This is a genomic window from Halorubrum sp. FL23, from assembly GCF_052439115.2.
Taxonomy (GTDB): Archaea; Halobacteriota; Halobacteria; order Halobacteriales; family Haloferacaceae; genus Halorubrum; species Halorubrum persicum.
Genome location: NZ_JBQVRO020000009.1, coordinates 77680 through 104219, shown reverse-complemented (window position 1 = coordinate 104219; position 26540 = coordinate 77680). Strand labels below are relative to the sequence as shown.

At 67.0% G+C, this 26540-nt stretch carries 24 protein-coding genes and 2 tRNA genes; 13 read left to right on the top strand and 13 right to left on the bottom strand.

All coding sequences use genetic code 11. The features are described 5' to 3' along the window. Positions 1 to 186: 186 nt before the first annotated feature. Positions 187 to 259 (top strand) — tRNA-Gln (locus ACT4MF_RS12255). Positions 260 to 440: 181 nt separating this feature from the next. Here ACT4MF_RS12255 and cgi121 read toward each other — a convergent pair. From cgi121 to hisB, 3 genes are all read right to left on the bottom strand, one after another. Then, positions 441 to 1043: a KEOPS complex subunit Cgi121 gene (gene cgi121 / locus ACT4MF_RS12250; RefSeq protein ID WP_444682815.1), complete on the bottom strand. Its 603-nt coding sequence runs from the start codon at positions 1041 to 1043 to the stop codon at positions 441 to 443. After that, positions 1040 to 3520 carry an ATP-dependent DNA helicase gene (locus ACT4MF_RS12245; RefSeq protein ID WP_444682814.1) on the bottom strand — a complete coding sequence of 827 codons (2481 nt, stop codon included), beginning with the start codon at positions 3518 to 3520 and terminating at the stop codon, positions 1040 to 1042. The genes cgi121 and ACT4MF_RS12245 overlap by 4 nt, the downstream gene beginning before the upstream one ends. Positions 3521 to 3604: 84 nt before the next feature. After that, the gene (hisB, locus tag ACT4MF_RS12240) at positions 3605 to 4201 is read right to left on the bottom strand and encodes an imidazoleglycerol-phosphate dehydratase HisB (RefSeq protein ID WP_444682813.1); all 597 of its coding nucleotides are present in this window, start codon (positions 4199 to 4201) and stop codon (positions 3605 to 3607) included. A gap of 201 nt (positions 4202 to 4402) precedes the next feature. On the opposite strand from hisB, the gene ACT4MF_RS12235 reads away from it, so the two are divergent. After that, entirely contained in the window at positions 4403 to 5830 is a 1428-nt protein-coding gene (locus ACT4MF_RS12235; RefSeq protein WP_099254408.1) for an APC family permease, read from the top strand. Position 5831: 1 nt separating this feature from the next. Beyond that, on the top strand, positions 5832 to 6632 hold the full coding sequence (locus ACT4MF_RS12230) for a putative universal stress family protein (protein ID WP_099254407.1): 801 nt from the start codon (positions 5832 to 5834) through the stop codon (positions 6630 to 6632). A gap of 36 nt (positions 6633 to 6668) precedes the next feature. Here the strand turns inward: ACT4MF_RS12230 and hisA are convergent, their stop codons facing one another. Together hisA and ACT4MF_RS12220 are read right to left on the bottom strand one after the other, a co-directional pair. Beyond that, positions 6669 to 7412, bottom strand: coding sequence for a 1-(5-phosphoribosyl)-5-[(5-phosphoribosylamino)methylideneamino]imidazole-4-carboxamide isomerase (gene hisA / locus ACT4MF_RS12225; RefSeq protein ID WP_444682812.1), 744 nt, complete (start codon positions 7410 to 7412; stop codon positions 6669 to 6671). A 60-nt stretch (positions 7413 to 7472) separates the two neighbouring features. After that, on the bottom strand, positions 7473 to 8315 hold the full coding sequence (locus ACT4MF_RS12220; protein ID WP_444682811.1) for a DUF6517 family protein: 843 nt from the start codon (positions 8313 to 8315) through the stop codon (positions 7473 to 7475). A 218-nt stretch (positions 8316 to 8533) separates the two neighbouring features. Here ACT4MF_RS12220 and ACT4MF_RS12215 point away from each other — a divergent pair, with 218 nt between their 5' ends. The 5 genes from ACT4MF_RS12215 (at position 8534) to ACT4MF_RS12195 (ending at position 14282) form a co-directional block, all read left to right on the top strand. Beyond that, entirely contained in the window at positions 8534 to 9751 is a 1218-nt protein-coding gene (locus tag ACT4MF_RS12215) for a thiamine ABC transporter substrate-binding protein (protein ID WP_444682810.1), read from the top strand. A gap of 7 nt (positions 9752 to 9758) precedes the next feature. Further along, complete coding sequence (locus ACT4MF_RS12210; protein ID WP_444682861.1) at positions 9759 to 11579, top strand: ABC transporter permease; 1821 nt, start codon at positions 9759 to 9761, stop codon at positions 11577 to 11579. After that, positions 11569 to 12699 carry an ABC transporter ATP-binding protein gene (locus ACT4MF_RS12205; protein ID WP_444682809.1) on the top strand — a complete coding sequence of 377 codons (1131 nt, stop codon included), beginning with the start codon at positions 11569 to 11571 and terminating at the stop codon, positions 12697 to 12699. Before ACT4MF_RS12210 ends, ACT4MF_RS12205 begins: the two co-directional genes overlap by 11 nt. 74 nt (positions 12700 to 12773) lie before the next feature. Beyond that, a complete protein-coding gene (locus ACT4MF_RS12200) occupies positions 12774 to 13031 on the top strand; it encodes a DUF7561 family protein (protein WP_099254401.1) in 258 nt (85 codons plus the stop codon). A gap of 138 nt (positions 13032 to 13169) precedes the next feature. After that, the gene (locus ACT4MF_RS12195; protein WP_444682808.1) at positions 13170 to 14282 is read left to right on the top strand and encodes a pyridoxal-phosphate-dependent aminotransferase family protein; all 1113 of its coding nucleotides are present in this window, start codon (positions 13170 to 13172) and stop codon (positions 14280 to 14282) included. Positions 14283 to 14291: 9 nt separating this feature from the next. Here ACT4MF_RS12195 and ACT4MF_RS12190 read toward each other — a convergent pair whose 3' ends face one another. The 7 genes from ACT4MF_RS12190 to ACT4MF_RS12160 all read right to left on the bottom strand — a co-directional run bounded on the left by ACT4MF_RS12190 (position 14292) and on the right by ACT4MF_RS12160 (position 22030). Continuing rightward, on the bottom strand, positions 14292 to 14630 hold the full coding sequence (locus ACT4MF_RS12190) for a hypothetical protein (protein ID WP_444682807.1): 339 nt from the start codon (positions 14628 to 14630) through the stop codon (positions 14292 to 14294). A 9-nt stretch (positions 14631 to 14639) separates the two neighbouring features. Beyond that, positions 14640 to 14939 carry a DUF424 domain-containing protein gene (locus ACT4MF_RS12185; RefSeq protein WP_099254399.1) on the bottom strand — a complete coding sequence of 100 codons (300 nt, stop codon included), beginning with the start codon at positions 14937 to 14939 and terminating at the stop codon, positions 14640 to 14642. After that, positions 14940 to 15833 (bottom strand): tetratricopeptide repeat protein, encoded by an 894-nt coding sequence (locus ACT4MF_RS12180; protein ID WP_099254398.1) that lies wholly within the window; start codon positions 15831 to 15833, stop codon positions 14940 to 14942. 106 nt (positions 15834 to 15939) lie between these two features. Further along, positions 15940 to 17856, bottom strand: coding sequence for a PAS domain-containing protein (locus ACT4MF_RS12175; RefSeq protein WP_444682806.1), 1917 nt, complete (start codon positions 17854 to 17856; stop codon positions 15940 to 15942). Positions 17857 to 17976: 120 nt separating this feature from the next. Next, positions 17977 to 19776, bottom strand: a complete 1800-nt coding sequence (gene pepF / locus ACT4MF_RS12170) for an oligoendopeptidase F (RefSeq protein ID WP_444682805.1) — start codon at positions 19774 to 19776, stop codon at positions 17977 to 17979. Between the two features lie 69 nt (positions 19777 to 19845). Beyond that, entirely contained in the window at positions 19846 to 20319 is a 474-nt protein-coding gene (gene rimI / locus ACT4MF_RS12165) for a ribosomal protein S18-alanine N-acetyltransferase (protein ID WP_099254395.1), read from the bottom strand. Positions 20320 to 20398: 79 nt separating this feature from the next. Then, positions 20399 to 22030 carry a PAS domain-containing protein gene (locus ACT4MF_RS12160; RefSeq protein ID WP_444682804.1) on the bottom strand — a complete coding sequence of 544 codons (1632 nt, stop codon included), beginning with the start codon at positions 22028 to 22030 and terminating at the stop codon, positions 20399 to 20401. Between the two features lie 205 nt (positions 22031 to 22235). Between ACT4MF_RS12160 and ACT4MF_RS12155 the strand changes: the two genes are divergently transcribed. Next, positions 22236 to 22308, top strand: a tRNA-Arg gene (locus ACT4MF_RS12155). Positions 22309 to 22642: 334 nt separating this feature from the next. Then, positions 22643 to 23044 (top strand): hypothetical protein, encoded by a 402-nt coding sequence (locus ACT4MF_RS12150; protein WP_444682803.1) that lies wholly within the window; start codon positions 22643 to 22645, stop codon positions 23042 to 23044. A gap of 83 nt (positions 23045 to 23127) precedes the next feature. Here the strand turns inward: ACT4MF_RS12150 and ACT4MF_RS12145 are convergent, their stop codons facing one another. Next, positions 23128 to 23934, bottom strand: coding sequence for an HFX_2341 family transcriptional regulator domain-containing protein (locus ACT4MF_RS12145; protein WP_444682802.1), 807 nt, complete (start codon positions 23932 to 23934; stop codon positions 23128 to 23130). A gap of 323 nt (positions 23935 to 24257) precedes the next feature. Here ACT4MF_RS12145 and ACT4MF_RS12140 point away from each other — a divergent pair, with 323 nt between their 5' ends. The 3 genes from ACT4MF_RS12140 to ACT4MF_RS12130 are packed head-to-tail and all read left to right on the top strand — an operon-like array spanning position 24258 to position 26490. Then, complete coding sequence (locus ACT4MF_RS12140) at positions 24258 to 24863, top strand: hypothetical protein (RefSeq protein ID WP_444682801.1); 606 nt, start codon at positions 24258 to 24260, stop codon at positions 24861 to 24863. Between the two features lie 2 nt (positions 24864 to 24865). Further along, a complete protein-coding gene (locus tag ACT4MF_RS12135; RefSeq protein WP_444682800.1) occupies positions 24866 to 25918 on the top strand; it encodes a CBASS oligonucleotide cyclase in 1053 nt (350 codons plus the stop codon). Beyond that, positions 25915 to 26490, top strand: coding sequence for an SLATT domain-containing protein (locus tag ACT4MF_RS12130; protein WP_444682799.1), 576 nt, complete (start codon positions 25915 to 25917; stop codon positions 26488 to 26490). The genes ACT4MF_RS12135 and ACT4MF_RS12130 overlap by 4 nt, the downstream gene beginning before the upstream one ends. Positions 26491 to 26540 lie beyond the last annotated feature (50 nt).

The following is a 26540-nucleotide window of genomic DNA, read 5'->3' as shown; positions in this document are numbered from 1 at the left end:
TTCGTGGTTATCCGACCGGCTAAAGCGCATCGATATACACACGTTCGGCGATCGGTTTCCTGCGGAGCCGCGGCGTCCGCCCTCCCCGATCGATCTCGCTCCGCTCGGAACGTCTGTGAACGCGTGACAGAGGGCCGCCGACGCGCAACGCTTACAAACACCCACTGGCTATCGGTGAGTGCGCACAGTCCATTGGGGTAGTGGCCAATCCTGTTGCCTTCTGGGGGCAACGACCCTGGTTCGAATCCAGGATGGACTATTCTCGCGGTTCGCTTCGGTCCGTGCCGACCGACTCCCATCGCGCCCGCCGTCGGTCCCGTGTCCCCGACGCACCGAGGCCCGCGATGCGGCCGCTCGACCGCCATCGGATCTCGTTTCGACTGGAACATAAACACCGCCACGTACTGCGTTTTCCAATCGAAGAAAGGGGGTTCAGATCCCTACTTTTCGACGTCGAGCAACGCGACGCGCTCGCGGACGATATCGGGGATTCCCCCGGCGGTCGCCGCGATCTCGCGCTCGCCGATGTCGTAGAACTCCCGGACCCGCTCCGGATCGAACGACGGGTCGAACGCCCCTCGCTCGGCGACGGGCGCCGTCGGCGACGAGAGCAGCGCCGCGACCGACGCGGCGGCCGCGTCGAGGTCCGCGTCGGATCGGCCCGCGCCAGGGACCGCACCGAACTCCGCGACGAGGACGACCGCGCGCTGTTCGCCCGCTTCGACCCCGAGCGTGAGCGCGCGGTCGATCTGGCGGCTCCCGGCCGCGTACAACATGATTTCGACGCCCGGATCGCGAGCGACGGCCTCGCCGCGGGCGATCGAGCGCGCGGCGAGACGCGTCGCCTCCCGGAGGTGCGCGGCGGAGACGACCAGATCCGCGTCGAACGCCTGCACGACCGCGCCCGTCTCGCCCGCGATCTCGTCGAGCGCCGCGAGGAACGCGTCGAGGTCGTCGATGGCGGCGGTCCCCGCCACCAGCCGGTGAGGCGGGGTGGACGGATCGGGGGGCGTGCCGTCGCCTCCCGCGTCACCGTCGCTCATCGGAAATCACCCAAACTCGCCTGTCCCTCGCCGTCCTCGTCGCTCGCGGAGCCGGCGGTCGCCGCCGCGGAGGCCGACTTGTCCGGCCGCACGCCGTCCATCGAGGGGTCCTCGCGTCCCGCGTGTTCGAGGATGCGCTCGGCGGTGCGCTCGCGGCCGCGAAGCGCGCCGAGGACGACCGCCTTGTCGGCCTCGCGGAGGTCGGCGCGAGTCTCGATCCCGGCCTCGAACAGCCGCCGGGCGCGCTTCCGGCCGACGTTGCGGACGCCCGCCAAGTCGAGCAGCTCCTCGCGGACGCCGTACTCGATCCGCTTCCGGGCCTCGCGGACCGCGACGACGGTGTCGCCGTCGACGCCCTCCACGTCGCGCGCGAGGGTCTCGGCCGCGCGCAGGAGCCACTCGGCGGTGTCGACCTTTCCGCGGATGTCGCCGGGCCCGACGCCGTACCGCTCCGTGATCCGGTCCTCGTCCACCTCGTTCGCCCAGTCCTCCAGCAGGCGGGCCGTCTTCAGCGACGCGAGCCAGTCCTCGAAGCGCACGTCCTCGTACTCGGAGGGCACGGCGCCGAGGAACTCGCCCTCGCGCTCGTAGCAGAGCTCCGTGTACTCCTCGCGGTCGCCCGACTTCAGGTAGAGCTCGTACATGTCGGGGGTGCGGCTGACGAGGTGGTAGAGGCCGAGGGGAGTGACCGCGGGCGCCTCCGACCCCTCCCCGCCCGTCTCGTTCGCTTCGCCGTCTCCGCCCGATTCGCCGTCTCCGCCCGCTTCTCCCCCTTCGCCGGGACGCGTGTACGTGCCGAACCCCGGCTCGTCGCCGTCGGCGTCGCCGGTCCTGACGAACTCGCCGGTCTCTCCCCCGGCGCCCGCGGTCGCCCCGCCGGCGTCTCGAGCGACCGACCGGAGCCCGTCGATCATCTCCGCGGCGCTCATCGGGTCGAGGTAGAGCCGCGAGACCGTGTGGCCGATGCCGGTCGCGGTCAGGCTCTCCGTCCCGCCGTCGCGGTCGCGGTCGACGAAGTCGTTGACGGCGAGGTAGTCGAGGACGGTGTCGGTGACCGCCGCGAGCCGGCCTTCGTCGTCCGTCTGGGTGGCGTAGAGGGTGTTGTCGAGGAAGGCGAGGAGCCCCTCTCGGGTGGAGGCGAACCCGGAGGCGACGGTGGCGAGCACGTGGGTCCGGAGCGCCGGTTCGGCCGCGAGCTTCGAGCGGACCGGCTCGGGGTCGGCCCAGAGGTAGCGCTCGAACAGCTCCTCTTTCGTGTCGGCGTCGTTCGCGAGCAGGACCGCCTCGCCGTACGGGTCGAGCCCGGGGCGCCCGGCGCGCCCGCACATCTGGTGGACCTCGAGCACGTCGAGGGGTTTCATGCCGCCGAACTCCCCGTCGTACCGGCGCCAGTCGCGGACGATCACCCGGCGGGCGGGGGTGTTGACGCCGGCGGCGAGCGTCGGCGTCGCGGAGATGCACTTGATCAGTCGGTCGCGGAACGCGTCCTCGACGCGGGCGCGGTCCTCGCTCCGGAGCCCCGCGTGGTGGAAGGCGGACCCCCGCTCGACCGCGTCAGCGAGGTCGGCGGCGGTGTCGGTGTCGGAGCCGGAGCGGATCTCGTCGGCGAGCTCGCGGAGTTGGTCGCGCTCGTCGTCGGTGAGCCGGGAGCCGGTCACGTCGGTGAGCTTCCGGGCCGAGGACTCGGCGTTGCGCCGGGAGTTGACGAAGACGAGCGAGGAGCCGCCCCGTCCGTCCTCCTCGGTGTCGAGGGCGTCGGCGACGAGCCGGGCGGTCTGGTCCTCGCCGCGCTCGACGGGCACCTCGCGTTTGCTCCCGTCGACGAAGTCGACGGCGTTGCCGAAGTGGACGCCCATCCGGAGGTCGATGGGGCGCCAGTCGGACTCGACTAACTCGGCGTCGAGCCACTCGGCGATCACGTCCGCGTTGCCGACGGTCGCCGAGAGCGCGACCGTCTGCAGTCCGGGGTTCACCTTCCGGAGCTTCGCGAGGGTCACTTCGAGGGTCGGGCCGCGGTTCGGGTCGTCGACGAGGTGGACCTCGTCGCTCACGACGCAGGTGAGGTCGTCGATCCACGGGGCGCCGTTGCGGATCAGCGAGTCGACCTTCTCCGAGGTGGCGACGATGATGTCGCGCGTGGCGAGCCACTCGCCGTCGGACTCGTAGTTCCCGGTGGAGACGCCGACGGTGACGCCGAACTCCTCCCAGCGCTCGAACTCGGTCTTCTTCTCGCTGGCGAGCGCGCGCAGGGGGACGATGTACAGCGCCTTCCCGCCGCGCTCGACCGCGGAGAGCATGGCGAGCTCGGCGATGAGCGTCTTCCCGGAGGCGGTCGGCACCGCGGCGACGAGGCTCTCGCCGTCGGCGACGCCCGCCTCGACCGCGGCCGCCTGCGGTGGGTACAGCTCCGCGACGCCCTCCGCTTCGAGCGCCTCGCCGACGCCCGCGGGGAGCCCGGAGAGCGAACTCGGTTGCATTGGTGGAGGGTGGGTCCCGACCCGATTTAAAGCGTCGGAACGGGGCGGTGGGTGTCTCGGAGGGCCGTGCGGCCGCCGTCGACCCTACAGTTCGCCCTTCGTGCTCGGCGTGTCGCTGCGGCGCCCGTCGAGCCGCGTCGCGTCGTCGAGGGCCCGCGCCAGGGCCTTGAACAGCGCCTCGACCTCGTGGTGGGCGTTGTCGCCCGTCTCGACCGCGGCGTGGAGCGTCAGGCCGGCGTTGTGCGCCAGCGACAGCGCGAAGTGGTCGGCCATGACGCTCGTGAACTCCCCGACCGACTCCTGGGAGAACTCCCCGGAGAACTCGTAGTACGGTCGCCCGGCCACGTCGACGACGACGCTCGCGACCGCCTCGTCGAGGGGGACGCGCCGGTCGGCGTACCGCCGGATCCCGCGCTTGTCGCCGAGCGCATCGTCGAACGCCTCGCCGAGGCAGATCGCCACGTCTTCGACCGTGTGGTGGTCGTCGATCTCGAGGTCGCCGTCGCAGTCGACGGTGAGATCGAAGAGGCCGTGCTTGGCGAACGATGTCAGCATGTGGTCGTAGAAGCCGATCCCCGTCGAGATCTCGCTGTCGCCGTCGCCGTCGATCGCGAGGGTGAGGTCGATCGTCGTCTCGCCGGTCTCCCGCGAGACGGCGGCCGCGCGCTCGTGGTCGCTCATACCGGCCCGTCGCGGGCGATTCGTAAGTGGGTTGCGGGTGTGCTGACCCGACCGGAGCCCGGACGCGATGGGTGGATCGGGCGGGGGCGGGGCGTTTCCCCGGCGACCGATCGACGACCCCCGCCCGCCCCGGCGCCGGAATCAGGTGTCCCGTCCTCGGCGGTGGATATTTGGCACGTCGGCGAATCGTCTCCGCACGGTATGGACGGATCCGACTCCGCCGACACGCGCGAGTCAGCGCCGGCACCGCCCGATCTCGAGGCCTCCGACGCCCTCGCCGACGTCGTCGACGCCGACACCGGCGAAGGGGAGCTCGAACGGACGATCGGACTCGTCGGCGGCCTCGCGATCGGCGTCGGGACGATGATCGGCGCGGGGATCTTCGTGTTCCCCGGATTGGCGGCTGAGAACGCGGGTCCAGCGGCGTCGCTCTCCTTCGCGATCGGCGCGGTCGTCGCGCTGCTCGTCGCGCTCCCGGCGTCGGAGCTCGCGACCGCGATGCCGCGCAGCGGCGGCGGGTACTTCTTCATCTCGCGCGGGCTCGGCACCGGTCCGGGCGCGATCGTCGGGCTCGGGCTCTGGCTCGGCCTCGTGTTCGCCTCCGCGTTCTACCTCGTCGGGCTCGGCAGCTACGCGGGACAGGTGTTCCTCGAGGCGGGGATCGCGCTCCCGATCGACCCCGCGGTCCCCCTCGGCGTCGCCTTCGGCGTCGGGCTCACGGCGCTCAGCCTCTTCGGGACGGAGAACACCGCGGCGCTCCAGAACGCGATCGTCATCGTGCTGCTCGTCATCCTCACGCTGTTTCTAAGCTACGGGAGCCTCGACGCCCTCGGCGTGTTCGGCGCCGAGAGCACCCCCGAGCGCTTCTTCCCGCCCGGCGGGGCGCTCCCGGTGTTACAGACCGCCGCGCTCGTGTTCACCTCGTATCTCGGCTTCGCGCAGGTCGCGACCGTCGCCGGCGACATCAAAGAGCCGTCCCGGAACCTGCCGCTGGCGATGGTCGGCTCCGTGATCCTCGTCGGCGTCTTCTACGTCGTCACGATCTTCGTCGCGACGAGCGCGTTCGGCAGCGCCCGCCTCGGGCAGTTCGGGGAGACGGCGATGGTCGAGGTCGCGCGGTCGTTCATCGGGTTTCCGGGGGCGCTTGCGATCGTCGTCGCCGGGCTGTTGGCGACGTTCTCCAGCGCGAACGCCTCGATCCTCAGCGCCTCCCGCGCGGTGTACGCCGTGAGCCGCGACGGGATCATCCCCGAGGCCGCGAGCCGGCTCAACCTCGCGTACGGCACGCCCCACGTCGCTCTCGGCATCGCCGGCGGCCCGATCGTCGTGTTGGCCGCGACGGGGCAGGTGGAGCTGCTCGCGGAGGTCGCCTCCTTCCTCCACCTCGTGATGTACGGGCTGATCTGCGTCGCGCTGATCCAGCTCCGCCGGGAGCGGCCCGACTGGTACACGCCTTCCTTCCGCTGTCCGGCCGGGTTCACGGTCGCAGCGGTCGGCGGGCTCGCCAGCTTCGCCCTCATCGCGTTCATGCAGCCGGCGTCGATCGGCATCGGCGCCGCCATCATGGTCGCGGCCTACGGCTGGTACCGGTACTACGCGACCGATGTCGAACTCAAAGGTGACTTCTGAGATGACCGAGACACCCACGGACGACGACGGCGCACAGCCCGAGATCGACGACGGTCGGGGCGAGATCGACGAAGCCGACCGGGCCGACCGACCGTCGGTGCTGGTCCCGCTGGAGGTGTTGGAGGGCGAGTCGATCCCCAACGGCACGCCCGAACTGCTCGCGAACGCCCGCGTCGTGCTGCTCGGATACCACACGATCCCCGACCAGACGGCGACCGAGCAGGCGCGCGAGCAGTTCGGCGAGACGGCGATGTCGAAGCTCGACGAGTTCGCGGAGCAGCTCGTCGCGGCCGGCGCCGACGTCCAGACGCGGCTCGTGTTCACCCACGACGAGGAGACCACCATCGACCGGCTCAGCTACGAACACGACTGCCTCGCGGTGCTGGTCCCGAACAGCACGGAGGGCGTCGAGTCGGTGCTCGTCGCGCTCCGCGGGACCGTCGGCGTCGGGCGGAACACCCGGCTCGTCGCCGGGCTGTTCGCCGACGCGGATGTCGCGGTGACGCTGTACCACATCCTCGGCGGGGACGAGTCCCCCGCCGACGGGGAGTCGTTCCTGAACGGGGTGAAAGCCGACCTCGTCGAGCGCGGGGTGGAGCCCGACCGGATCGAGACGACGATCGAGGCGGAGGACGTCCCGATCGACGCCATCGCGAGCCGGGCCGAATCCCACGACGCGGTGGTGATGGGCGAGACCGATCCGTCGGTCACCACGTTCGTTTTCGGGATGCCGTCCGAGCAGGTGGCCGAGCGCTTCCTCGGTCCGGTGCTGGTCGTCCAACGCCAGCGACCCGAGGAGTGAGCGGAGCGCCGCGATCGAGCGCGCGGCGAGGTCGACTCAGTTCCCGTCCGCGGCCGCCTGCGCCTCCCGCAGCGTGAACTGCCCCTCGTACAGCGCGGTGCCGACGACCACCGCGGCCGCGCCGGCGTCTCGCAGCGCGACCACGTCGTCGACGCTGGCGACGCCGCCGGAGGCGATCACCGGAACGTCGACCGCGGCGACCACGCTCTCGACCGCGTCGCGGTCGATCCCCTCGAGCTGCCCCTCCACGTCGACGTTCGTGAAGAGGATCGCGCCCGCGCCCAGTTCCTCGTAGCGCGTCGCGGCCTCGGCGGGGTCGAGGCCGGTCCCTTCGGTCCAGCCGCTCACGACGACCTCGCCGTCCTTCGCGTCGAGGCTGACGACGACGCTGCCGGGATGAGTCTCGTCGATGTCCGCGACGATCTCGGGCGTCTCGACGGCCGCGGTCCCGAGGATGACGCGGTCGAGTCCCAGCTCGAGGAGCTCTCTCGCCCCCTCTGCGGTCCGGATGCCGCCGCCGAGCTGGAGGCCGACCCCGTCCCCGCCGACCGACTCGACGACCGCCTCGATCGCGTCGGCGTTGACGCGCTCGCCCTCGAACGCCCCGTCGAGGTCGACGAGGTGGAGCGTCTCGGCGCCCGCCTCGGTCCAGCGCTCGGCGGCCTCGACGGGGTCGCCGTACCGCTTTCCCGTGCCGCGCTCGCCGCCGACCAGCTGGACGACCTCGCCGTCCTGCACGTCGACGGCGGGGATCACCTCGAAGGAAGGGAAGTGGCTCATACCGGGGTACAGCCGCGGCCGCCGATTAAACGGGTCGGTTCGGCCGTCCTCCCCGTCGGCTCACGTCACCGAGATGAGCAGCTGCGAGACGTCCTCGTCGAACGCGGCGGGGTCGGTCGCGAGCGCGTCGGCGCTCTCCGCGTCGCCGAGCTCGGTCACCGACGTCTCCGCGTCGATCGGGTCGGGAAGCGCGTCGTCGACGACCTCGATCAGGGGCTCCGTCGGGTACGCGCCGCCGGCGACGATCACGTCGGTGCCGTCGTGCCAGACGCCGAGCCGCGACTCGATCCCGACCGTCTCGCTGACCGCGGTCGTCGACCCGTCCGGCAGCGGGACCGACCCGTCGACGGCGTACTCGCCGGTGAGCTTCCACGCGGTCGCCGTGTGCCCGCTTCGGACGGTCGTGATCCCCTCGTCGACGACCTCGACGTTCTCGATGCCGCTGTTCCGGAGCTGCGCGCGGAACGCGTCGGTCGCCGCCGCCTCCACCTCTGTCATCAGCCGGTCGCGGCCGACGCCGGCCGGAAGCTGGTCGACCGCCGGGCGGAGGTCGATCCGCGTCGCGAAGAAGACGACGGGCGATCCCGAGGCGTCGACCGTCTCCGCGAGCGCCTCGGCGACGTCGACGTACTCGTAGATTCGCGTCGACTCCCGCGCGCGGACCGTTATCGGCCCGTACGACCGCTCGAAGACGGTGCTCTCGGACTCGTCGATCTGTCGCCAGTCGTCGATTCGGTCGCTGGTCACCTCCGGCTTCGGTACCGGTCCGTCGCGCCCCCCGAGACAGCCCGACAGCCCCGCGACCGCGGCGACTGCGCCGCCCGCGAGCAGGCGTCGCCGCGTGACCCCGGCGGTACTTCGGCTCGACGCCGCCGCTTCTCGTCCGGTCGGTCGCTTACTCATAGGGGATCGAAGGGGGAGACGCGCTAAATCGGTGTCGGCGGCGCTATCGGCGGTGAGACGGCCCGCTCGATCGCGTGTCGCGTCTCCCCCGATCCCCCCCGAGAGTGGTCCCGCCGCTGTCCCCGTCGCCGGCTCCGGAATCGCCGGGGCCGGCGGGTCCGCATCCGGAGCCGGCGACACGGATCCCTTATGTAACCACCGGGTGTAACAACTCGGTAATGGGCTACGACGACACGACCGAGACCCGGCGTCGGTTCCTCGCGCTCGGCGGCGCGGCGGGGGCCATCGCGCTCGCGGGGTGCAGCGCCGAGCCGACGGACGGCTCCGATGGCTCCGACGGGACTGACGGCGACGGCGGGGACGGGACAGACGGCGAGGACGGCGAAGACGGGACGGACGGCGAGGACGGCGGGGAAGGCGACGAGGAGACGCCCACCCTGACGGTCGCGACCTACAGTAGCTTCATCGACGCCCCCTCGGTGAGCCCCGGCGAGTGGCTCAAAGAGGAGTTCGAGTCGCGCGTCGACGCCGAACTGGAGTGGGCGACCCCGGACAACGAGCTGAACTACTACGTCGAGCGCGCCAGCTCGGGAGTGTCGATCGACGCCGACCTCTACGTCGGGCTCACCACCGAGGACCTCGTGCGCGTCGACGAGACGCTCGACGACGACCTGTTCGCCGAGCGCGGCGAGGTCGCCGGGTTCGACGACGTGCGCGAGGGGTTGCTGTTCGACCCGTTCGACCGCGCCGTCCCCTTCGACACCGGCTACGTGAGCCTCGTGTACGACGGCACCGCCACCGAGGCGCCGGAGACGTTCGATGGCCTGCTCGCCGACGAGCACGCCGGCGCGCTCATCGCCCAGAACCCCGGCGCCTCCGCGACGGGCCGGTCGTTCCTGCTCCACACGGTCCACCGGTTCGGCGACGGGCCGGACGGCGTGGTGGAGGGCGGAGACGGCGACCCGGAGTACGACTACCTCGACTACTGGGCGGAGCTGCAGGACAACGACGTGCGCGTGCTCGGCTCGTGGGACGACGCCTACTCCGCCTGGAGCGAGGGCGAGGCGCCGATGGTCGTCTCCTACTCCACCGACCAGGTGTTCGCGGACATGGAGGGCGCGGACCTCGAGGAACACCAGATCCGATTCCTGAACGATCAGGCGTACGCCACCCCGGAGGGGATGGCCGTCTTCGCCGACGCCGACGAGCCCGAGCTCGCCCGTGAGTTCATGTCGTTCATGCTGGAGCCGGACGTGCAGGGGCAGATCGCCGAGCGCAACGTCGCCTTCCCCGCGACCGACACCGCCGAGCTCCCGGACGACTACGCCGAACTGGCGCAGGAACCCTCCGAACCGGTGACGTTCACGTACGACGAGCTCCAAGGCTCCGTCAGTGAGTGGGTCGAAGACTGGGAGCGGCAGTTCGCCGGGAACTGACGGCGGCGTGCCAGACGCCAACCGCGACGCCGCCGGCGGCGGTCGGACGCTCCGCGACCGGCTCAACGGGCGCCTCCGAGGACGCCTGTTGACCGCGCTCGCGGCCGTCACGAGCGTCTTGCTCGTCGGCGCGTTCTACTACCCGGTCGGCACCGTCCTGATCGAGGCGGTGCTCGTCGACGGCGCCCCCACGCTCGCCGTGTTCGGCGAGCTCCTGCGCGACCCGTTCTACTTCGGCGAACTCGCCCGGCTGTTCGCGGGGGAGTCACCGGTCGCGGTGGCGCGCGGGCTCCTCTCGCCGGACCGCCGGCTCGGGATCGTGGGGTTCACCGCGTACCAGGCCGCGCTGTCGACGGTCGCCAGCGTCGCCCTGGGGCTCCCCGCGGCGTACCTCCTCGCGCGCTTCGAGTTCCCCGGCCGCCGGACCCTTCGGTCGCTGACGATCGTCCCGTTCGTCCTCCCGTCGATCATGGTCGCCGTCGGCTTCGTCGCCACGTTCGGCACCAACGGGACGCTCAACCGGGTTCTCGGTGCCGCCGGGCTCCCGCCGGTCGACCTCATGTTCACGCTGGAGGCGATCGTGATCGCCCACGCGTTCTACAACGCGCCGCTCGTCGCTCGGGTGACGACCGCGGCGTGGGAGTCGGTCGACGCGAGCGCGGTCGAGACGGCCCGGAGCCTCGGCGCGGGGCCGGTCCGGGCCTTCTTCGACGTGGTCGCGCCGCAGGTGTACCCCGCCGTGCTGACGGGCGCGGCGCTCACCTTCGTGTTCACCTTCGGCACCTTCCCGATCGTCCTCGCGCTCGGCGGGTTCGAGCTGGCGACCGTCGAGGTGTTCGTCTACCGGCTCGTCCGCGACCTGAACTACGCCGAGGCGGCGGCGCTGGCGATCGTCGAGCTGGCGATCTCGCTCGGCGTCCTGCTCGCGTACCTGCGGTACGAGGCGCGAAACAGCGTCAGTTCGCGGGGGGTTCGGCCCCTTCCGCGCAAACCCCTCGTCCCGACGGCGCCGACCGCACGGGAGGTGCTCCCCCGGCTCGGCCTCGCCGCCTACGCCGTCGTCGCGGGGCTCGTCTTCGTCGCGCCCATCGCCTCGATGGTCCTCGCGAGCGTCACGGGCGGGGACGGGGCGCTCACGCTGGAGCACTACCGGTTCCTCCTCGACCGCCAGCGCACGGGGGCGGCGTTTCAGGTGCGCCCGTGGCCCGCGATCCGCAACTCGCTGGCGTTCGCGTCGGCGGCGACGCTGCTCGCGCTCCCGATGGGCGTCGTGGTCGCGGTGCTGACGACGCGGCGGTACCGGGGGCGGAAGCTGGTCGACACGGCCGCGATGGCGCCCCTCGCCGTCTCCGGGATCATCGTCGGGCTCGGGCTCCTCCGCGGGCTCGTCTTCGGCGTGGAGGTCGCCGGGTGGCGGTTCGCGGCGACCGGCGCGGTCGCCATCGTGGTCGCGCACGCGGTCGCCGGCTACCCCTTCGTCGTCCGGACGGTCGCGCCCGGACTGGAGGGGCTCGACCGCTCGCTGATCGAGTCCGCGCGAGCGCTCGGCGCGTCGCGGGCGCGGGTGATCCGCGACGTGGAGCTCCCGCTCGTGTGGCCCGGCGTGGTCGCCGGCGCGGCGTTCGCGTTCGCCATCTCCATCGGCGAGTTCACGGCGACGGTGGTGCTCGCCACCGGCGCCGACGCGTACACGATGCCGGTCGCCATCGAACGGTTCATCGGGCGTCGGATCGGACCGGCGACCGCAATGGGCGTCGTCCTCCTCGTCGTCACCGGGCTCAGCTTCGTCGTCATCGAGCGGCTCGGAGGTGAGATGCGTGGACTCTGAGCGTGACGCCGAGCCGTCTCGCGCCGACCCGGCCGTCGAACTCGACGGCGTGACCAAGCGGTACGGCGACACCGCCGCCGTCGACGACGTGAGCCTCCGGGTGCGCGAGGGCGAGTTCTTCACGCTCGTCGGCCCCTCCGGCTGCGGGAAGACGACGACGCTCCGGCTGATCGCGGGGTTCGAGGAGCCCACCGCGGGGACGGTGCGCTTCGCCGGCGACTCGGTCGCGGGGGTGCCGCCCGAGGACCGCGACGTTGGCGTCGTCTTCCAGAACTACGCGCTGTTCCCGCACATGACCGTCGGCGAGAACGTCGGGTACGGGCTCAACTTCGCCGACCCGCCCGACGGGGTGAGCCGCGAGGAGCGCGTCGCGGAGCTGCTCGAACTGGTGGACCTCCCCGACGCCGCCGACCGCGACCCGGAGAGCCTCTCGGGCGGGCAGCGGCAGCGCGTCGCGATGGCCCGCGCGCTCGCGCCCGGACCCGACCTCCTCCTCCTCGACGAGCCGATGAGCGCGCTCGACGCGCAGCTCCGCGAGCGCCTCCGGGTGCAGGTCCGGACGATTCAGTCGGAGCTCTCGATTACGACCGTCTACGTCACCCACGATCAGGAGGAGGCGCTGGCGATCTCCGACCGCGTCGCGGTGATGCGCGACGGGACCCCCGAGCAGGTCGCACCCCCGCGGACGGTGTACCGGGAGCCGTCGAGCCGGTTCGTCGCGGCGTTCGTCGGCGACAACAACGTGTTCGCGGGGCGGGTAGTGGACGTCGGCGAGCCTGTCGCGCGCGACGGCGAGCGCGAGGGCACCACCCGAATCGCCGCCGTCGACGTTGACGGCGAGACCCTGCGGGTCGCGATCGACGAAGCGACCGCTTCCGGCGTCACACCGGGAGACCGCCTCACCTTCTGCGTGCGGCCCGAGTACCTGCGGATCGGCGACGGAGCGAGCCGACTCCGAGCGACCGTCGCCAGCGCCGAGTTCCTCGGCGAGACGACGCGGGTGACCCTCGACTGGGGCGGGCGCGACCTCGTGGTCCGGACGCGCGACCCGCTCTCCGGCGAGGTCGTCGTCGGCTTTGACCCCGCGGACGCGCACGTGATCGCCGCCGACGACGGCTGACGGACGGCGAAACACACCTCGCCGACCACGGACGACAGCGACACGCATTAGCGCCCCGAACCGCTATCTCGCGCATGGCATCGGAGTCGTGCGACGTCTGCGAGCGGTCCGTCAGGATCGCCGGCGGGATCGGCGATCTGTGGAACTTCGCGTTCGAGTCGACGCAGGGACTGACGCTCGAGCTCACCGACGGCTCCGAGTTCTTCCTCTGTTTCGAGTGTATGGAGGCGCTCCCGGACGATCACGAGCCCACCGAGGCGGATGTCGCCGCCCTCCGCGAACGCACGGACCCCGTCGAGGACGACGGGAACGACTTCTGGCACTGGAAGTGAGACGCGCTCCGACCCCGGCACCGCCGCGGCTCGCCGACGGCACCGCCGCGACCCGCCCGACGGACGACACCGTCGTTTTGAGCGTATCACAAGGAACATACCCCCACGCGTCCCCGTAGCAATCATCAGGTGGATCCCGTGACGAAGAAACGCGAATACCGCGACGACTACGACGACAAGACGCTGTACATCCCCGGCCCGACCGAGGTCCGCGACGACGTGATCGAGGCGATGACGGAGTCGACGTTCGGCCACCGGATGGACCGGATGACCGACCTGTACACGACCATCGTCGAGGATACGAAGACGTTCCTCGGCACCGACAACGACGTGATCGTCCTCACTGCCTCCGGCACCGAGTTCTGGGAGGCGTCGACGCTCAACCTCGTCGACGAGAACATCCTCGTGCCGACCTGCGGGAGCTTCAGCGAGCGCCACGCCAACGTCGCCGAGCGGCTCGGCAAAGACGTCGATCGGCTGGAGTACGAGTGGGGCGAGGCCGTCAAACCCGAGGACATCCGCGACCACCTCGAATCGACGGACAAACACTACGACGTGGTCGCGACCGTGATGAACGAGTCGTCGACCGGCGTCCGCAACCCCATCGAGGAGATCGGCGACGTGATCGCCGACTACCCGGACACGTACTTCGTCGTCGACGCCGTCTCCGCGCTCGGCGGCGACTACGTCGACATCGACGAACACGACATCGACGTGATCTTCGCGTCCACCCAGAAGGCGTTCGCGATGCCGCCCGGACTCGCCGTCTGCGTCGTCAGCGACGACGCCTACGACCGCGAGGTCGAGAAGGGGACCTCCTCGTGGTACGGCGGCTTCCGGCGCACCATCGACTACTACGACCGGAAGGGCCAGACGCACTCGACGCCTGCCATCCCGATCATGTTGGCGTACCGCAAGCAGATGAAACACATGCTCGACGAGGGGCACCGCGCCCGCGACGAGCGCCACCGCGAGATGATGGCGTACGTCCACGACTGGGCGGACGAGCACTTCGCGATGTTCCCCGAGGAGGGGTACGAGTCGCAGACGGTCGCCTGCATCGAGAACACGCAGGGGATCGACGTCGCCGCGACGATCGAGGACGTGAGCGAGGAGTACGACATGGCGTTCTCGAACGGCTACGGCTCGCAGCTCGGCGAGGAGACGTTCCGCATCGGCCACATGGGCGAGCACACCGTCGAGAGCGTCAAAGCGCTCACCGACGCGATCGAAGACGTCGCCGACCTGTAGCGCGCCCGGTCACCCGCTTCGTCGGTCGTCTCGGCGCGGCTCGACCAGCTCGATCGGGTACCGCCGTCCGCCGGATCGGGTTTCCTCGACGCCGACCACGACGAACGCGTGGGCTCCCACGTCGACGATGTCGCCCGTCGAGAGTGGTCCGTCCGGCCCTCTCCCCCCGCGTCGCCGGCGGTTCCGACGCGCTTGCTCCGCGTTCTCACCGTCCGCCTCGCCTGCCACGACCTCAGCGGAGACGCCGATGACGGCGCGTTCGGCGTCGATCGCGCGGTTCCAGAACGCGTCCGACGGCGGATGCGGACCCAACACCGCCGTCAGTTCCGATCGCGTGAGTCGCTTCATACCCGCAGGTCAGAGCCAAAGTAATTGTGCGTGTCGGGTCTCGCCGAACTCCAGTACGGTCTCCTCGTCGACGAGCCCCGCATCGACGGCAACGCCGACGGCCTCCGTGCCGACGATGTTCGCCACCTGCGCGCGCTGGAGCCCCGCGACGACCTCCTCCGCGGTCGCTTCGACCGCGTCGTCGCCGCCGTAGAACTCCTCGGTGACGGTGATCGTCGCGCGCCCGTTGTCGTACGTCTCGCCGAGGCAGTCGGCGTCGCAGACGGAGACGAGCCGCCCCTCGGCGGTCTCACGCTCGCGGAGGAGCATCTAGAACCCCTCTGGCCCCTCGCCCTGGAGCTCTCGCTCCGGCTCCTCGCGTCCGCCGCCGCGACCGCCTCGCCCGCCGGGCTGTCCACCGGGCTGTCCGCCTGCGCCGGGCCGACCGCCGGCCTGTCCGCCGGGACCGGGCGCCTGTCCGGTCTGCTCTTCGACCATCTGCTCTTCCGCCTCGCGGCGGATCTCCTCGGCGCGGTCGGCCACCTCTTCGGCCTGCTCGTGCTCGCCCGCCTCCTCCAACGCGCGGGCCTTCTCCTCTAACACGCCCGCGCTCCGGTAGCCGAGCCGGACCGCGTTGTCGAAACAGGTGACGGCGTCCTCGGCGAGCCCGCGCTCGACCAGCAGGAACCCGCGGTTGTACCACGCTTCCGCGAAGCGCGGGTCGGTCTCGACGGCGCGCTCCGCGTGTTCCAGGGCCTGCTCGCCGCGGCCCGACTCCCAGAGCGCGTACGCGAGGTTGGTCTCGGCGGTCGCGGCGTGCTCGGAGTCGTCGTCGATCCGCAGCGCCTCCTCGTAGGCGCCGATCGCTCGGTCGTACTCCTCTAACTCGGCGTGGGCCGCGCCCTTGTTCACCCACGCCTCCTGTGCTTCCAGCGAGTCCTCCTCGGCGAAGCTGGCGGCGCGCTCGAACGTCTCGGTCGCCTCCTCGAAGCGGTTGATCCCCATGTACGACAGCCCCACGTCGATCAGCCGCTCCACGTCGATCGCGTCGCTCTCGACGTTGCGCTTGTCCATGATGTCGGTGAGGACGCGCGAGTCGACGGGGTCGACCGTGTTCGGGTCGGCGTCGATCTCTTCGGGGTCGAGGGTGAACTCCTCGTAGTCGGCGTCGACGCCCTGCCCGGCGGAGAACTCGTGGCGGTCGCCGTCGCGTTCGTCGGTCATATACCCGGTTTTGACGGTCACGAGGCGTAAGGGTTGCGTCGGAGGGTCGCGGAGGCGACGGCTCGTCACTCCGGTACTCCCGTCCAGCGACCGCGACTCCGCCGACTCACCCGGCTCGCTGACCGTCCGCGGCTCCGTCTCGCACCCCGACGTTCGTGAGTTCGAACCGGGCGCCGCCGGACTCCGCCTCCGCGACCCGGATCGTCCACCCGTGCGCGTCGGCGATGTCGGCGACGATCGCGAGCCCGAACCCCGTTCCGTCGTCCGTCGTGGTGTACCCGCTGTCGAACACGTCGCCCCGCTCCGACTCGGGGATACCGGGGCCGTCGTCCTCGACGTAGAAGCCGTCTTCGAGCCGTCCGACGGTCACCGTCACGTCCTCGCCGCCGTGTTCCACGCTGTCACCGGACGAGGTCCGGTTGCCCGTGGAACCGTGTTCCACGCTGTTCCGGAAGAGGTTCTCCAACAGCTGTTGCAGCCGCGAGGCGTCCGCCGTCACCGTCGCGTCGGTCGCGAGCTCGAGGCTCGCCGTTTCGGTCGGGGCGGCGTCCCACGCCAGCGTCGCGCACTCTCTGAGGCCGATCAGCTCGATGTCGTCGATCGCGTCCCCCGCCTTCGACAGCGACAGCACGTCGTCGATGAGCGCTTCCATCCGCTCCACCGCGTCGAAACACCCCGCCAGATCCGACGGGTCACCGGTTTCCTCGACGAGTTCGAGCCGTCCCCGCAGCACGTTCAGTGGACCGCGGAGGTCGTGGCTGACGATGCTCGCGAACTGCTCGAGGCGATCGTTCTGTCGCTGGAGCTTCTCGGTGATCTGTTCGCGCTGCAGCTCGTAGCTCACCCACCGGCTCATCAGATCGACGAGCGTCACCTCCCACTCGGAGAACCGATCGGCGCGCGTGTCGGTCCCGTAGAAGCAGAACGTGCCGTAAACCCCGTCGTTGTCGTACACCGGCCCCCCGAGATAACAGGAGATCCCCCAGTCGGTGTAGCCGGCGCGGTCGGTCTCCTCGGGCGCGTCCCGTGCGACGTCCCCCCAGGCGATGGTCTCTCTCCGGCCCGCCACCCGTTCGCAGTTCGTCGCTTCCAGCGGGACGACATCGCCCGCCTGGATGGTGTCGTCGTCCGCGTCGACGACCTCGAACCGGTACTTGTCGCCGACGATCTCCGAGAGCGAGCCGAACTCGGTGCCGAACTCGTCGCGCCCGAGCACGAGCAGCCGCTGCACCTGCTCGGCGAAGCTGGCGTCGCGGTCGGCGGTGATGTCGTGAAGCTCCTTTAACACCTGTTCGCGGTGTTCGAGCCGGTCGCGGTACCGTTGCTCCTCGGTTATCTCGCGGAAGTAGATCGAGAGCCCGGTGTCGTCCGGGAACGCCCGGACCTCGAACCAGTCCTCGAGCGGCGGGAAGTACTCCTCGAACGAGACCGGCTCCCCGGTCTCCATCGCGCGGTTGTACTCCCGATAGAACGTCGTCTCGACGGCGTCCGGGATCTCCTCCCACAGGTGTAACCCCTCGAGCGTCGTCTCGCGAGGGCGGTTCATCGCTCGGGAGAGGAGCTGTTCGCCCTTCTCGTTGGCGTAGGTGATCCGCCATTCGTCGTCGACCGCGAAGAAGCCGTCACGCATCCGGTTGAGGATCCCGTCCCGGTCTCTCTCGGCGCGTTTTCGAGCCGCGATGTCACGTCCGATGCCGACGAATGCGAGCGCGCTCTCGTCGGGCGCCGGGCGGAGGCTGAACTGGTAGGGGATGCGCTCTCCGGTCGCCGTCGTGAGCTCCGCTTCGATGGTTCCCGCTCCGGCCTCGAGCGCCTCCGCGATCGTTTCGGTCACTCGATCGTCGTCCGCGGTGGGGACGAACTCCGCCGGCGTCATCCGCCGTAACGCGGCCTCGTCGTAGCCGGTGACCTCCGGAACGGCGTCGTTCCACAGCTCCATGGTCCCGTCTTCGCCGACCGCGAAGAAGAGATCCGGAAGCGCATCGAGGAGGACTCCGACCGCCTCCTCCTGACTGTCATTCATTACCATCGTAAACGCCCCGGCGGATACTTATATCACCCCCTCGCTGCGGTCGATTTTCCGTCCGCCGTCGCGCGCGGCGGCGACGAGTTAACGGCGGGCGTCGTCCGGGGCGCTCCCCGACTACTCCAGATCGAGCAGCGCCGCGACCTCGTCGAGGTAGTCGTCGTAGATCCCGACCGCGGACTCGATCGGGTCCGGCGAGGCCATGTCGATCCCGGCGAGCTCGACGACGTCGAGGGGGTAGTCGGAGCCGCCCGCGGCGAGCATCTCGCGGTAGTCGGCGGCGGCGTCCTCCCCCTCCTCCAGGACGCGTTCGACGATCGCGGCCGCCGCGGAGATGCCGGTCGCGTACTGATAGACGTAGAAGTTGTAGTAGAAGTGCGGAATCCGCTCCCACTCGCGTTCGATGCCGCCGGTCAGCTCGGCGGGCGCGTAGTAGTCGCCCTTGAGGTCGGCGTATATCTCGTCGAACGCGTCGGGGGTGAGCGCCTCGCCGGCCTCGACGCGCTCGTGGATCCGCTGTTCGAACGCCGCGAACATCGTCTGCCGGAAGAGGGTCGAGCGGAACCGCTCGAGGTACTCGTCGAGCACGTGGGTGCGCAGCTCGTCGTCCTCGACCGTGTCGAGCAGGTGGTGGGTGAGCAGGGTCTCGTTGACGGTGGAGGCGATCTCGGCGACGAAGATCTCGTAGCTCGCGTCGTGCCACGGCTGGGCGTCGCCGGCCAGCTCCGAGTGCATCGAGTGGCCGAGCTCGTGCGCCAGCGTGAACATCGAGGCGATGTCGTCCTGGTAGTTCATCAGGATGAACGGCTGGGTGTCGTACGTCCCCGAGGAGAACGCGCCGGAGCGCTTCCCGCGGTTCTCGTACACGTCGACCCACCGCGAGTCGAGCCCCTCGGCCATCCGCTCCTGGTACGCCTCGCCCAGCGGCGCGACCGCCTCGATCACCCATTCGCGGGCCTGTTCGTACTCCACGTCGGGCCCCTGATCGCCGGTCAGCGACATGTACAGGTCGTGGCTCTCCAGCCGGTCGACGCCGAGCGCCTCGGCCTTCAGGCCGGCGTGGCGGTGGAGCACGTCGAGGTTGTCGTCGACGCTGTCGACGAGCGTGTCGTACACCTCGACCGGGACGTTCGAGCCGTCGAGCGCGGCCTGCCGCGCCGAGTCGTAGCCGCGGATCTCGGCGCTCGTCGCGTGCTCTCGGACGGCCTTCTCCAAGGACGTGCCCACCGTGTTGCGCACGCTCGCCCACTCGTCGTAGAACGTCTCGTGGACGCGCTCGCGGAACGCGCGGTCCGGGTTCTTCTGGAGCTTCGTGAAGTTCGCCTGCGTGATCTCGACCTCCTCGCCGTCGGGGTCGTCGACGACGCCGTAGCTCATGTCCGCGTTCGTCAGCATCGAGTAGATCTCGCTCGGCGCGTCCGTGACCTCGGAGAGGTCCGCGAGCACCTCTTCCACCTCGGCGGAGCGCGTGTGTTCTTTCATCCGCAACACGTCGTCGAGGTAGTGCTCGTACTCCGCGAGCGCGGGCTCGGCGTCGATAAAGGACTCCACCTCCGCCTCGGTGAGCGACTGGAGCTCCGGCTCGAGATAGGAGACCGCGCTCGACGCCTCGGAGCCGAGCGAGGACGCCTTCGCCGACATCGCCTGATACTCCTGGTTCCGGGTGTCCTCGGCGCTGCGGAGCCGGGCGTACGTCGTCACCTGCTGGAGATCGCGGAAGATCTCCTCGCGCAGCTCCAGCAGTTCGAGGAGGGTCGCGGCGTCGTCGGCGACCCGTCCCTCGTACGCCGTCAGCTCCTCGATCCGCTCCGACACCGCCTCGTAGGCGGTCTCCCACTCCTCGTCGTCGGCGTAGATGCTCTGGAGGTCCCACTTGTACGCCTCGTCGATATCCGCCCGCTCGGGAACCGAACTCATACCACGGGGTTGGCCTCCGGGGCACTAAGGCTTGTCAACCGAGGGCGCCCGCGTGGGCGGCGCAGTGCGTCACTCCCCCGCCGTCCACTCCGCGAGGTCGATGACGAGCACGAGCGCGTCCTCCCCGTCCCGGTAGTAGTTCGAGACGCGGCGGATCGGGTCGAACCCCTCGTCCGCGTACAGCGACCGCGCGGCCGCGTTGCTCTCGCGCACTTCGAGCCGCACGACCGCGACGCCGACCGCGCGGAGCCGCGCGAGCGCGGACCGGAGCAGGGTCCGGCCGATCCCCCGCTCGCGCGCCTCGGGGTGGACCGCGAGGTCCTTCACGTGGCCGATGTCGCGCCCGTGGTTCGGGGTGGCGTCCGCGACGACGTAGCCGACGACCGCCCCCTCCCGCTCCGCGACGAGGAACGCGGGCTCGTCGAGCAGCCGCTCGAAGGCGTCGTACGGCCACGGGTCCGAGAAGCACTCGCGCTCGATCCGCACCACGGCGAGTAGGTCGGCGCGCTCGACCGGCCGGACGGTCACGTCCACGGGGGGCACGGGTCGGATTGGCGCGCGGGAGGAATAAACGCGACGGGACGACACAACGCGCCGAAGCGACACGATGCGCCGACGCCGGTTACCGATCGATCCACGGCTCGCCCGTTTCGGCCGCGTCGGGGTCGGGCCCTCGGACCACGAAGCAGGCCCCGTCAGGGACCGGCACCTCCTCGGGACACGGCGGCGCCGCGCTCTCGCCCCGGAGACCGATCGTCCAGCCGTGCGACTCGACGACCTCGCGGACGATGTCGAGCCCGTACCCCGTCCCGTCCTCGCGGGTCGTGAAGCCGGGGGCGAACACCTCCTCGCGGTGTGTCGAGGGGATTCCCGGCCCGTCGTCGGCGACGAGAAACCCCTCGTCGGTCGCGGTCACGACGACGGTGAGGACGGCGTCCTCGCCGCCGTCGGTCAGCCGGGGGTCGCCGGAGCCGTCGCCCGGCCGAATGCCCTTCTCCCCGTCCGGTACGGCGTGTTCCGTCGCGTTCCGGAACAGGTTCTCGAACGCCTGTCGCAGGCGGCCGCGGTCGCCGCGCACCTGCGCGTCCGCGCCGACGACGAGCCTCGCGTCCGCATGTCCGGCGGTGTCCCACGCCTCGCGGGCGACGTCCCCGAGCGCGAACTCGGTCGGCTCGTCGATCCCGGTGCCCTGTCGCGCCAGCGTCAGCAGCTCCGAGACCAGCTGGTCGATCCGGTCGGCGGCGCGCTCCCCGCGCTCCAGGGGTTCGGTGTCGTCTTTCAGCTTCGCCATCTCTATCGACCCCCGGATCACGGACAGCGGGTTTCGGAGGTCGTGCGAGACGATGCTGGCGAAGCGGTCGAGCCGCGCGTTGCGGTCGGTGAGCCGGCGCTCGCGCGCCTTCCGCTCGCTCACGTCCCGCGAGTTGATGAGCAGGCGCCCGACCGCGGCGTCGGCGGGCAGCGACCGGGTCCGGGACTCCAGCCAGACCCAGTCGCCCTCGGCGGTGCGGTAGCGGTACTCCATCGTGGGCGTCTCGTCGGGGTCGTTGAGGGCGCGGTAGAACCGCTCCGTCACGCGCTCGCGGTCGTCGGGGTGGACGTAGCCGAGCGGCGAGCGCCCCACGGTCGACCCCTGCTCGTAGCCGAGCACCTCCTCGACGGACGGGCTCTCGTACCGGACCCGACCGTCGGCGTCGACGACGGTGACGAGATCCGACCCGTACTCCAGGAACTCCCGGAACCGCTCCGGGAAGGCCGCCTCCGAGTCGACGCGGCGTGCGGTGACGACGCGCCCCCCGAACTCGGGGGCCAGCTCGTCGTCGACGACGGATTCGACCCAGACGAATCCGCCGTTCGCGTGGCGGAGTCGGTGTGTGACGACGCGGTCGGTCGCGACCGCGGAGAGCGCGTCGGCGACGGGGTCGCGGTCGTTCGGGTGAACGTGCTCCAACAGGTCCTCGCCGACGAGGGACGCCCGCTCGACTCCGAGCACCGCGGGCACCGACGGCCCGGCGAACAACACTTCGCCGTCGACCGCGACGGCCGCGACGAACCGGTCGGCACCCGGTACGGGCGGGTCGGTCGGCGCGGCGTCCTCGACGGGGTCGACACCACCGCCCGCCCCCGATTGGCTCCTCTCTCCCGCCGAGTCCCGATCGGATCGGTCGTCGCATCCGTCGGTCAACTCCCGGCGATCGCCGGCGGGAGCGTCGCGACGGGCGGCCAACGGGCGATCGGTTGGGCGGAGAGTCACGCTGATTCGGTTTCCCCTTCGAACGCGATCGGATAAAGTTGCGCCCTGAAAATATCACCGGGGATAATCGGAGGCGATACCCGACGGTTGCGGGCGATCGTTCTCCATCGATCGGCGCATCTTCCGCGGCGATCCCCCGCCATCGACCCACTCGGACGACCGCAGTCAGAAGCGTTAAACGCTCGCCGCGGATATCCGGTCGTGAGGGCGCGTAGCTCAGCGGACAGAGCACTTGGTTCCGGACCAAGATGCCGCGGGTTCAAATCCCGTCGCGCCCGTCACAATCCTTCGCGCCGTGGATACAGAGCAAACCACCAGACAGCGTAGCGGTCTACGGTATTTCGGGTTCATTCTGGGGGGTGATTTCGTCACGCTCCGTGACGGCGGTCGACGCCGTCTGTCGATTCGCGAAGAACCAAAACGGCATTCGACTTAATGATTGGGGTCGAGTGACATCTCACAGAAAAGGGTTCGATAGAGAACGGAGTATCAACGGGGTTGAGTAGCTCAGGAGAACTACCGGGTTCGGTACTATCGGCGATATAGAGATTTGGCAGTCGTCACGCCACTTCTTGGAGAAATTTTATACTGATGTGACAAACTATCTAAACCATGCTTGACGATTTCTTCTCAGCCTTCCATTATTTTCGTAATGTAGATTCAAACTCACCTGAGACAACCATCGGAAAGGGACGAAAAGTAGTGCGAAAATATGCGTTTGTAATTGTATTAGCAGTCGCAGCAGGTGTTGTAACCGGGATATTACCTTCCCCAGATGCACTCCTTCTGTCGATATACACCCTCATTCCCTTTGTATTCGATTCATCATTAATACTGAATTCAATACCTCTCATAGGACGAGCTGCACCTCGTGTGATGATTCTGGTTGAATTAGGGAATGGAATAGGTGCCGCAAGTATCGGTATCACACTCTCTACAGTGTATACGATCTATCGGAAAGTTGGGGCCGCATCAATGACTGTCTCTTGGCTTCAATGGAAGAGAAATAACTAAACGAAATATCGACACACCCCACCGATCCCTACTGGATTAATTATAACTTTGGACCGTTATTTTGTCTATCCAATGAGGTCGGTTCATAATAGATAATTGAAGGCCCTGAGAGTATTTTTCCCATCATCGGTTATCCTGACCTCACTTCTTCGTCCAATTTCTTCTACCTTGATTGCATCCCGCTCAAGTAGTGGTTTGATAATGTGGCTGTCTAACAACCGATATTCCCCAGTTCTATGCTTAGAATTATGATTGCTCATGAATGGAAGGTCCGTCTCCTTTCCAAATTCGCTAAGATTACTCTTCGCTACTGGCCCTTTTTCGGAAACAAATCTCAGTATCCGGATTTGCTCTGCTGGGGGTTCATCAATATGAAATGAGGGTAAATTGTCTATGCCTTCAACACCAGAGCTAACTGGGTCATTTGGTGGTCCTTCTTCGTCCTCGGGTCCGTATTTTTTTGCGCGGACGTAGTATGGGGTGGCGTTGGTTAGCATACAGGCAATCATTCCTCCGATAGCAGTTACCTTCGACCCTGTAGCTAAGTTCACATACACATCATCGCTTGTATGCTGGTCAACGATACTGGCGATCCTTTCGATTGAGCCATACATGTCGAAGATGTTGCAATCTCGCTCTACCAGATCTAACGAGCTTTCACGCAATGTCTTTTTGACTTCCTTGTGATACCATGGATCATGACCTTCGTTCTCATGTAGAAGCAGTATCACTCGGTCCGCCTTGAGTTCGCGCAACGGTTCCAGTATACGGTCTTTTTCGTATCCCAGAGGAACAATATGGACCCTATCTGAGACTGTTATCTCATTCTTCATTGTCTCAATTGCAGTGTTACTATCGATTGTATCAGCAAATCTATTAAATTCACTCACGCCGTACAGTCCGCTAATGTCTCCCAAAAACTCGGAGCAACCTGAAATCACCCGCTCCGTCCGAAAATACCAGGGAGACGAGCCAGATCATGAGTCCAGAAAACTCTGTTCAGACCCCGGGGAGTATAGTTAACTCCGACAATTCACCGTCCGGTTGTATTCCACTGATTGAGCCACAGCAAGCGCACATCGAATTTCTTGAATCAGTGCCTGAGATCTCACAGATCCTCGTTCGGCTCTCGGACGTAGACCGGCTGTTGAATCGGTCTCAGACGGCTGAATCATATTTCCCATCGGGTATCGACGTAATCACGACATCAACAGTGACTGACGAGTACCTATCTGGACTACACTGGCGGGACGAATTCGAGATGATCAGCGAATTCGCTCCTGATTATCACATCCCCTGTGATATACCGATTTACCGTGACACAGAGCGTTCAGAACGCAAAGATCGACTACGAAAGTACCTCAATCGAATGCTTGCATTCGCACAAGAATCGGACAATACCTCTGTTAGCATAATTCCGCTGCCAAAGGCCCTCACACGCGAAGAATGGAGTGTAGTGAAACCCGCTTTCGACGTGCTTGGTGTTGAGTTCTATGCCTTCTATGGGACGCAGTACTTCTTAGAAGGCGGTGGATTCGGGGAGTTACTCAAGGATATTCAGTTGGGCGTTTCAATGATGCCCGACCGTGACATCCTGCTGATTGGACTTCTGTCGCCGGCCATGCTCCGCCGACTACCACCGCAGGTAACTGCCGCAGCTGGTTTGAATCAGTGGCGAACGAGAGTACATCTACGTGAGGCATCGTCAGAAGTGTATAGAAACCGGTTTGTCGAACTCCAAGATCAGGTCAACTCCGCACTTGGAATTGGTCAATCCACGCTTGGTATGTGGGCTGATAGCCCACAGGAGGTGGCATAACAATGGGACGTAGTTCCGGTTCTGGGTACAATTACAGCGACGATGGGCGTGGTTCACCCAATACGGGGCCACTCGGTGAGACAATTCAGGAGACAATCTCACAGGGCGATGAGGTCGACGAAGCCTATCAAAATTTTGTCGACGAGACACGACTCACTGACCTGCAAGGCGAGACCATTTCGAGTCGTCGAGATGTTCTTGAGGAGATCCTTCGGGAAGAAATTGGAGTCACTGACTCCCAGCTTATCGGATCTTTCACCAGAGAAACTGTGGTCGGCCCGATGTCCCAGGACACGGATGCCGATATGATGGTTGTCCTTGACGCGGATCAGCACCGGCAGTGGATAACGCAAGAAAATGGACCTCAAAACTGTCTTCGAGCTATTAAGCGCCGTATCGAAAATGATCCACGCTTCTCCGAGACAAACGTCAGTATCGACCAGAACGCAGTTTGCGTGCAATATCACGATTCGACGATAGAAATCGTTCCGGCATTCGATTATAATCAGGTACCTCATGCGGAGGACCCATCCCAAGGTCTCAATCCGTTTGATAGCCAGAACGATGGTTACGCAATTCCAGATACTCACGGACAGCAGTCATGGGTTGGAACGAACCCTCGAAGGTACAAGCAGCAATTTGAGGCGCGGAACGATGTACATAATGGGAAGGTTGCGGGTCTGGCGAGGAGCATGAAGACCTGGGCCAACAATAACAACGTACCTGTGCGAGGATACACGATGGAGGTGATGGTCTACAATTACTTTGCTAATAAGTCGAAGACTGGCGGGCGTGTCCCGAACAATTACCATGATCTGGCATCGGATTTTGTAGAATCACTCCCGAATCGGATACAACAGACAACCCGTGAACCGATATATAACGAACCGGTTGATTCTGGGATGAGCCAAGCTGAGCGAAGAGAGGCAGTACAGAAGGCTCAAGAAGCGGCGGAGGCCCTCGAAACAGCGCAGAGACTGAAACAAGAGGGGCGAACAAAAGCGGCGAAGGAACGGCTTCGTGAGGTATACGGTGACGGATTCTCTGACAAATGAATAGCTCCCTGGAAGTCAGCAGCGAGGATTCAAACACGTTAGACCGATTGTCAGATCGGGCCGCCAATGGAGCTGACAGCACGCTGTGGACATATAAAGCGCATTTTGAGGCTGCAGATTCTTATTCGCGTAGAAGTCGTCTTCTCGACATCGGGACGACAGCTGGGGCAGCTCTCGTCACAACTGCGTTGGTTTGGAATGAATTTCCGAACCTAACGGTTGGACTGGCTATCCTCACAGCAGTCGCAGCAGGATACAAAACAGCAACAAACCCACAAAAGAAAGCTGAGGCGAATTATAGAGCTGGGGAGGCCTATCACAAACTGTTGAACGAGTATCGGGATTTCCTAACACTTGATCTTCCCGATGACTCAGCTACTTCCGAGGAACTACGAGAGAAGTATGATGATCTTGAAACTCGTCGACGAGAGCTTAATGATGATATGCCCAATCTCCGCCGGAAGTGGTACGACAGATTAGACGACTCAATCTATGGAGAGATAGAAACCACCGATAAGGCCCGAACTCAACTAACGAAGGGATATAAACCAACTCAATCTAAAGCTGACTAAGTATATCAGTCAAAAATTCTAATATCTTATTTTCATTATCTGAGGAAAAA

Excerpts from the sequence above, each read along its gene's own strand:
- ACT4MF_RS12180 (WP_099254398.1), bottom strand. The coding sequence starts at position 15,833 with ATGACCGACGAACGCGACGGCGACCGCCACGAGTTCTCCGCCGGGCAG.
- pepF (WP_444682805.1), bottom strand. The coding sequence starts at position 19,776 with ATGAGTTCGGTTCCCGAGCGGGCGGATATCGACGAGGCGTACAAGTGG.
- ACT4MF_RS12190 (WP_444682807.1), bottom strand. The coding sequence starts at position 14,630 with ATGAAGCGACTCACGCGATCGGAACTGACGGCGGTGTTGGGTCCGCAT.
- ACT4MF_RS12200 (WP_099254401.1), top strand. The coding sequence starts at position 12,774 with ATGGCATCGGAGTCGTGCGACGTCTGCGAGCGGTCCGTCAGGATCGCC.
- ACT4MF_RS12135 (WP_444682800.1), top strand. The coding sequence starts at position 24,866 with ATGGGACGTAGTTCCGGTTCTGGGTACAATTACAGCGACGATGGGCGT.
- ACT4MF_RS12175 (WP_444682806.1), bottom strand. The coding sequence starts at position 17,856 with ATGAATGACAGTCAGGAGGAGGCGGTCGGAGTCCTCCTCGATGCGCTT.
- ACT4MF_RS12130 (WP_444682799.1), top strand. The coding sequence starts at position 25,915 with ATGAATAGCTCCCTGGAAGTCAGCAGCGAGGATTCAAACACGTTAGAC.
- hisB (WP_444682813.1), bottom strand. The coding sequence starts at position 4,201 with ATGAGCGACCACGAGCGCGCGGCCGCCGTCTCGCGGGAGACCGGCGAG.
- ACT4MF_RS12230 (WP_099254407.1), top strand. The coding sequence starts at position 5,832 with ATGACCGAGACACCCACGGACGACGACGGCGCACAGCCCGAGATCGAC.
- ACT4MF_RS12245 (WP_444682814.1), bottom strand. The coding sequence starts at position 3,520 with ATGCAACCGAGTTCGCTCTCCGGGCTCCCCGCGGGCGTCGGCGAGGCG.
- ACT4MF_RS12185 (WP_099254399.1), bottom strand. The coding sequence starts at position 14,939 with ATGCTCCTCCGCGAGCGTGAGACCGCCGAGGGGCGGCTCGTCTCCGTC.
- ACT4MF_RS12235 (WP_099254408.1), top strand. The coding sequence starts at position 4,403 with ATGGACGGATCCGACTCCGCCGACACGCGCGAGTCAGCGCCGGCACCG.
- ACT4MF_RS12150 (WP_444682803.1), top strand. The coding sequence starts at position 22,643 with ATGCTTGACGATTTCTTCTCAGCCTTCCATTATTTTCGTAATGTAGAT.
- ACT4MF_RS12215 (WP_444682810.1), top strand. The coding sequence starts at position 8,534 with ATGGGCTACGACGACACGACCGAGACCCGGCGTCGGTTCCTCGCGCTC.
- ACT4MF_RS12220 (WP_444682811.1), bottom strand. The coding sequence starts at position 8,315 with ATGAGTAAGCGACCGACCGGACGAGAAGCGGCGGCGTCGAGCCGAAGT.
- hisA (WP_444682812.1), bottom strand. The coding sequence starts at position 7,412 with ATGAGCCACTTCCCTTCCTTCGAGGTGATCCCCGCCGTCGACGTGCAG.
- cgi121 (WP_444682815.1), bottom strand. The coding sequence starts at position 1,043 with ATGAGCGACGGTGACGCGGGAGGCGACGGCACGCCCCCCGATCCGTCC.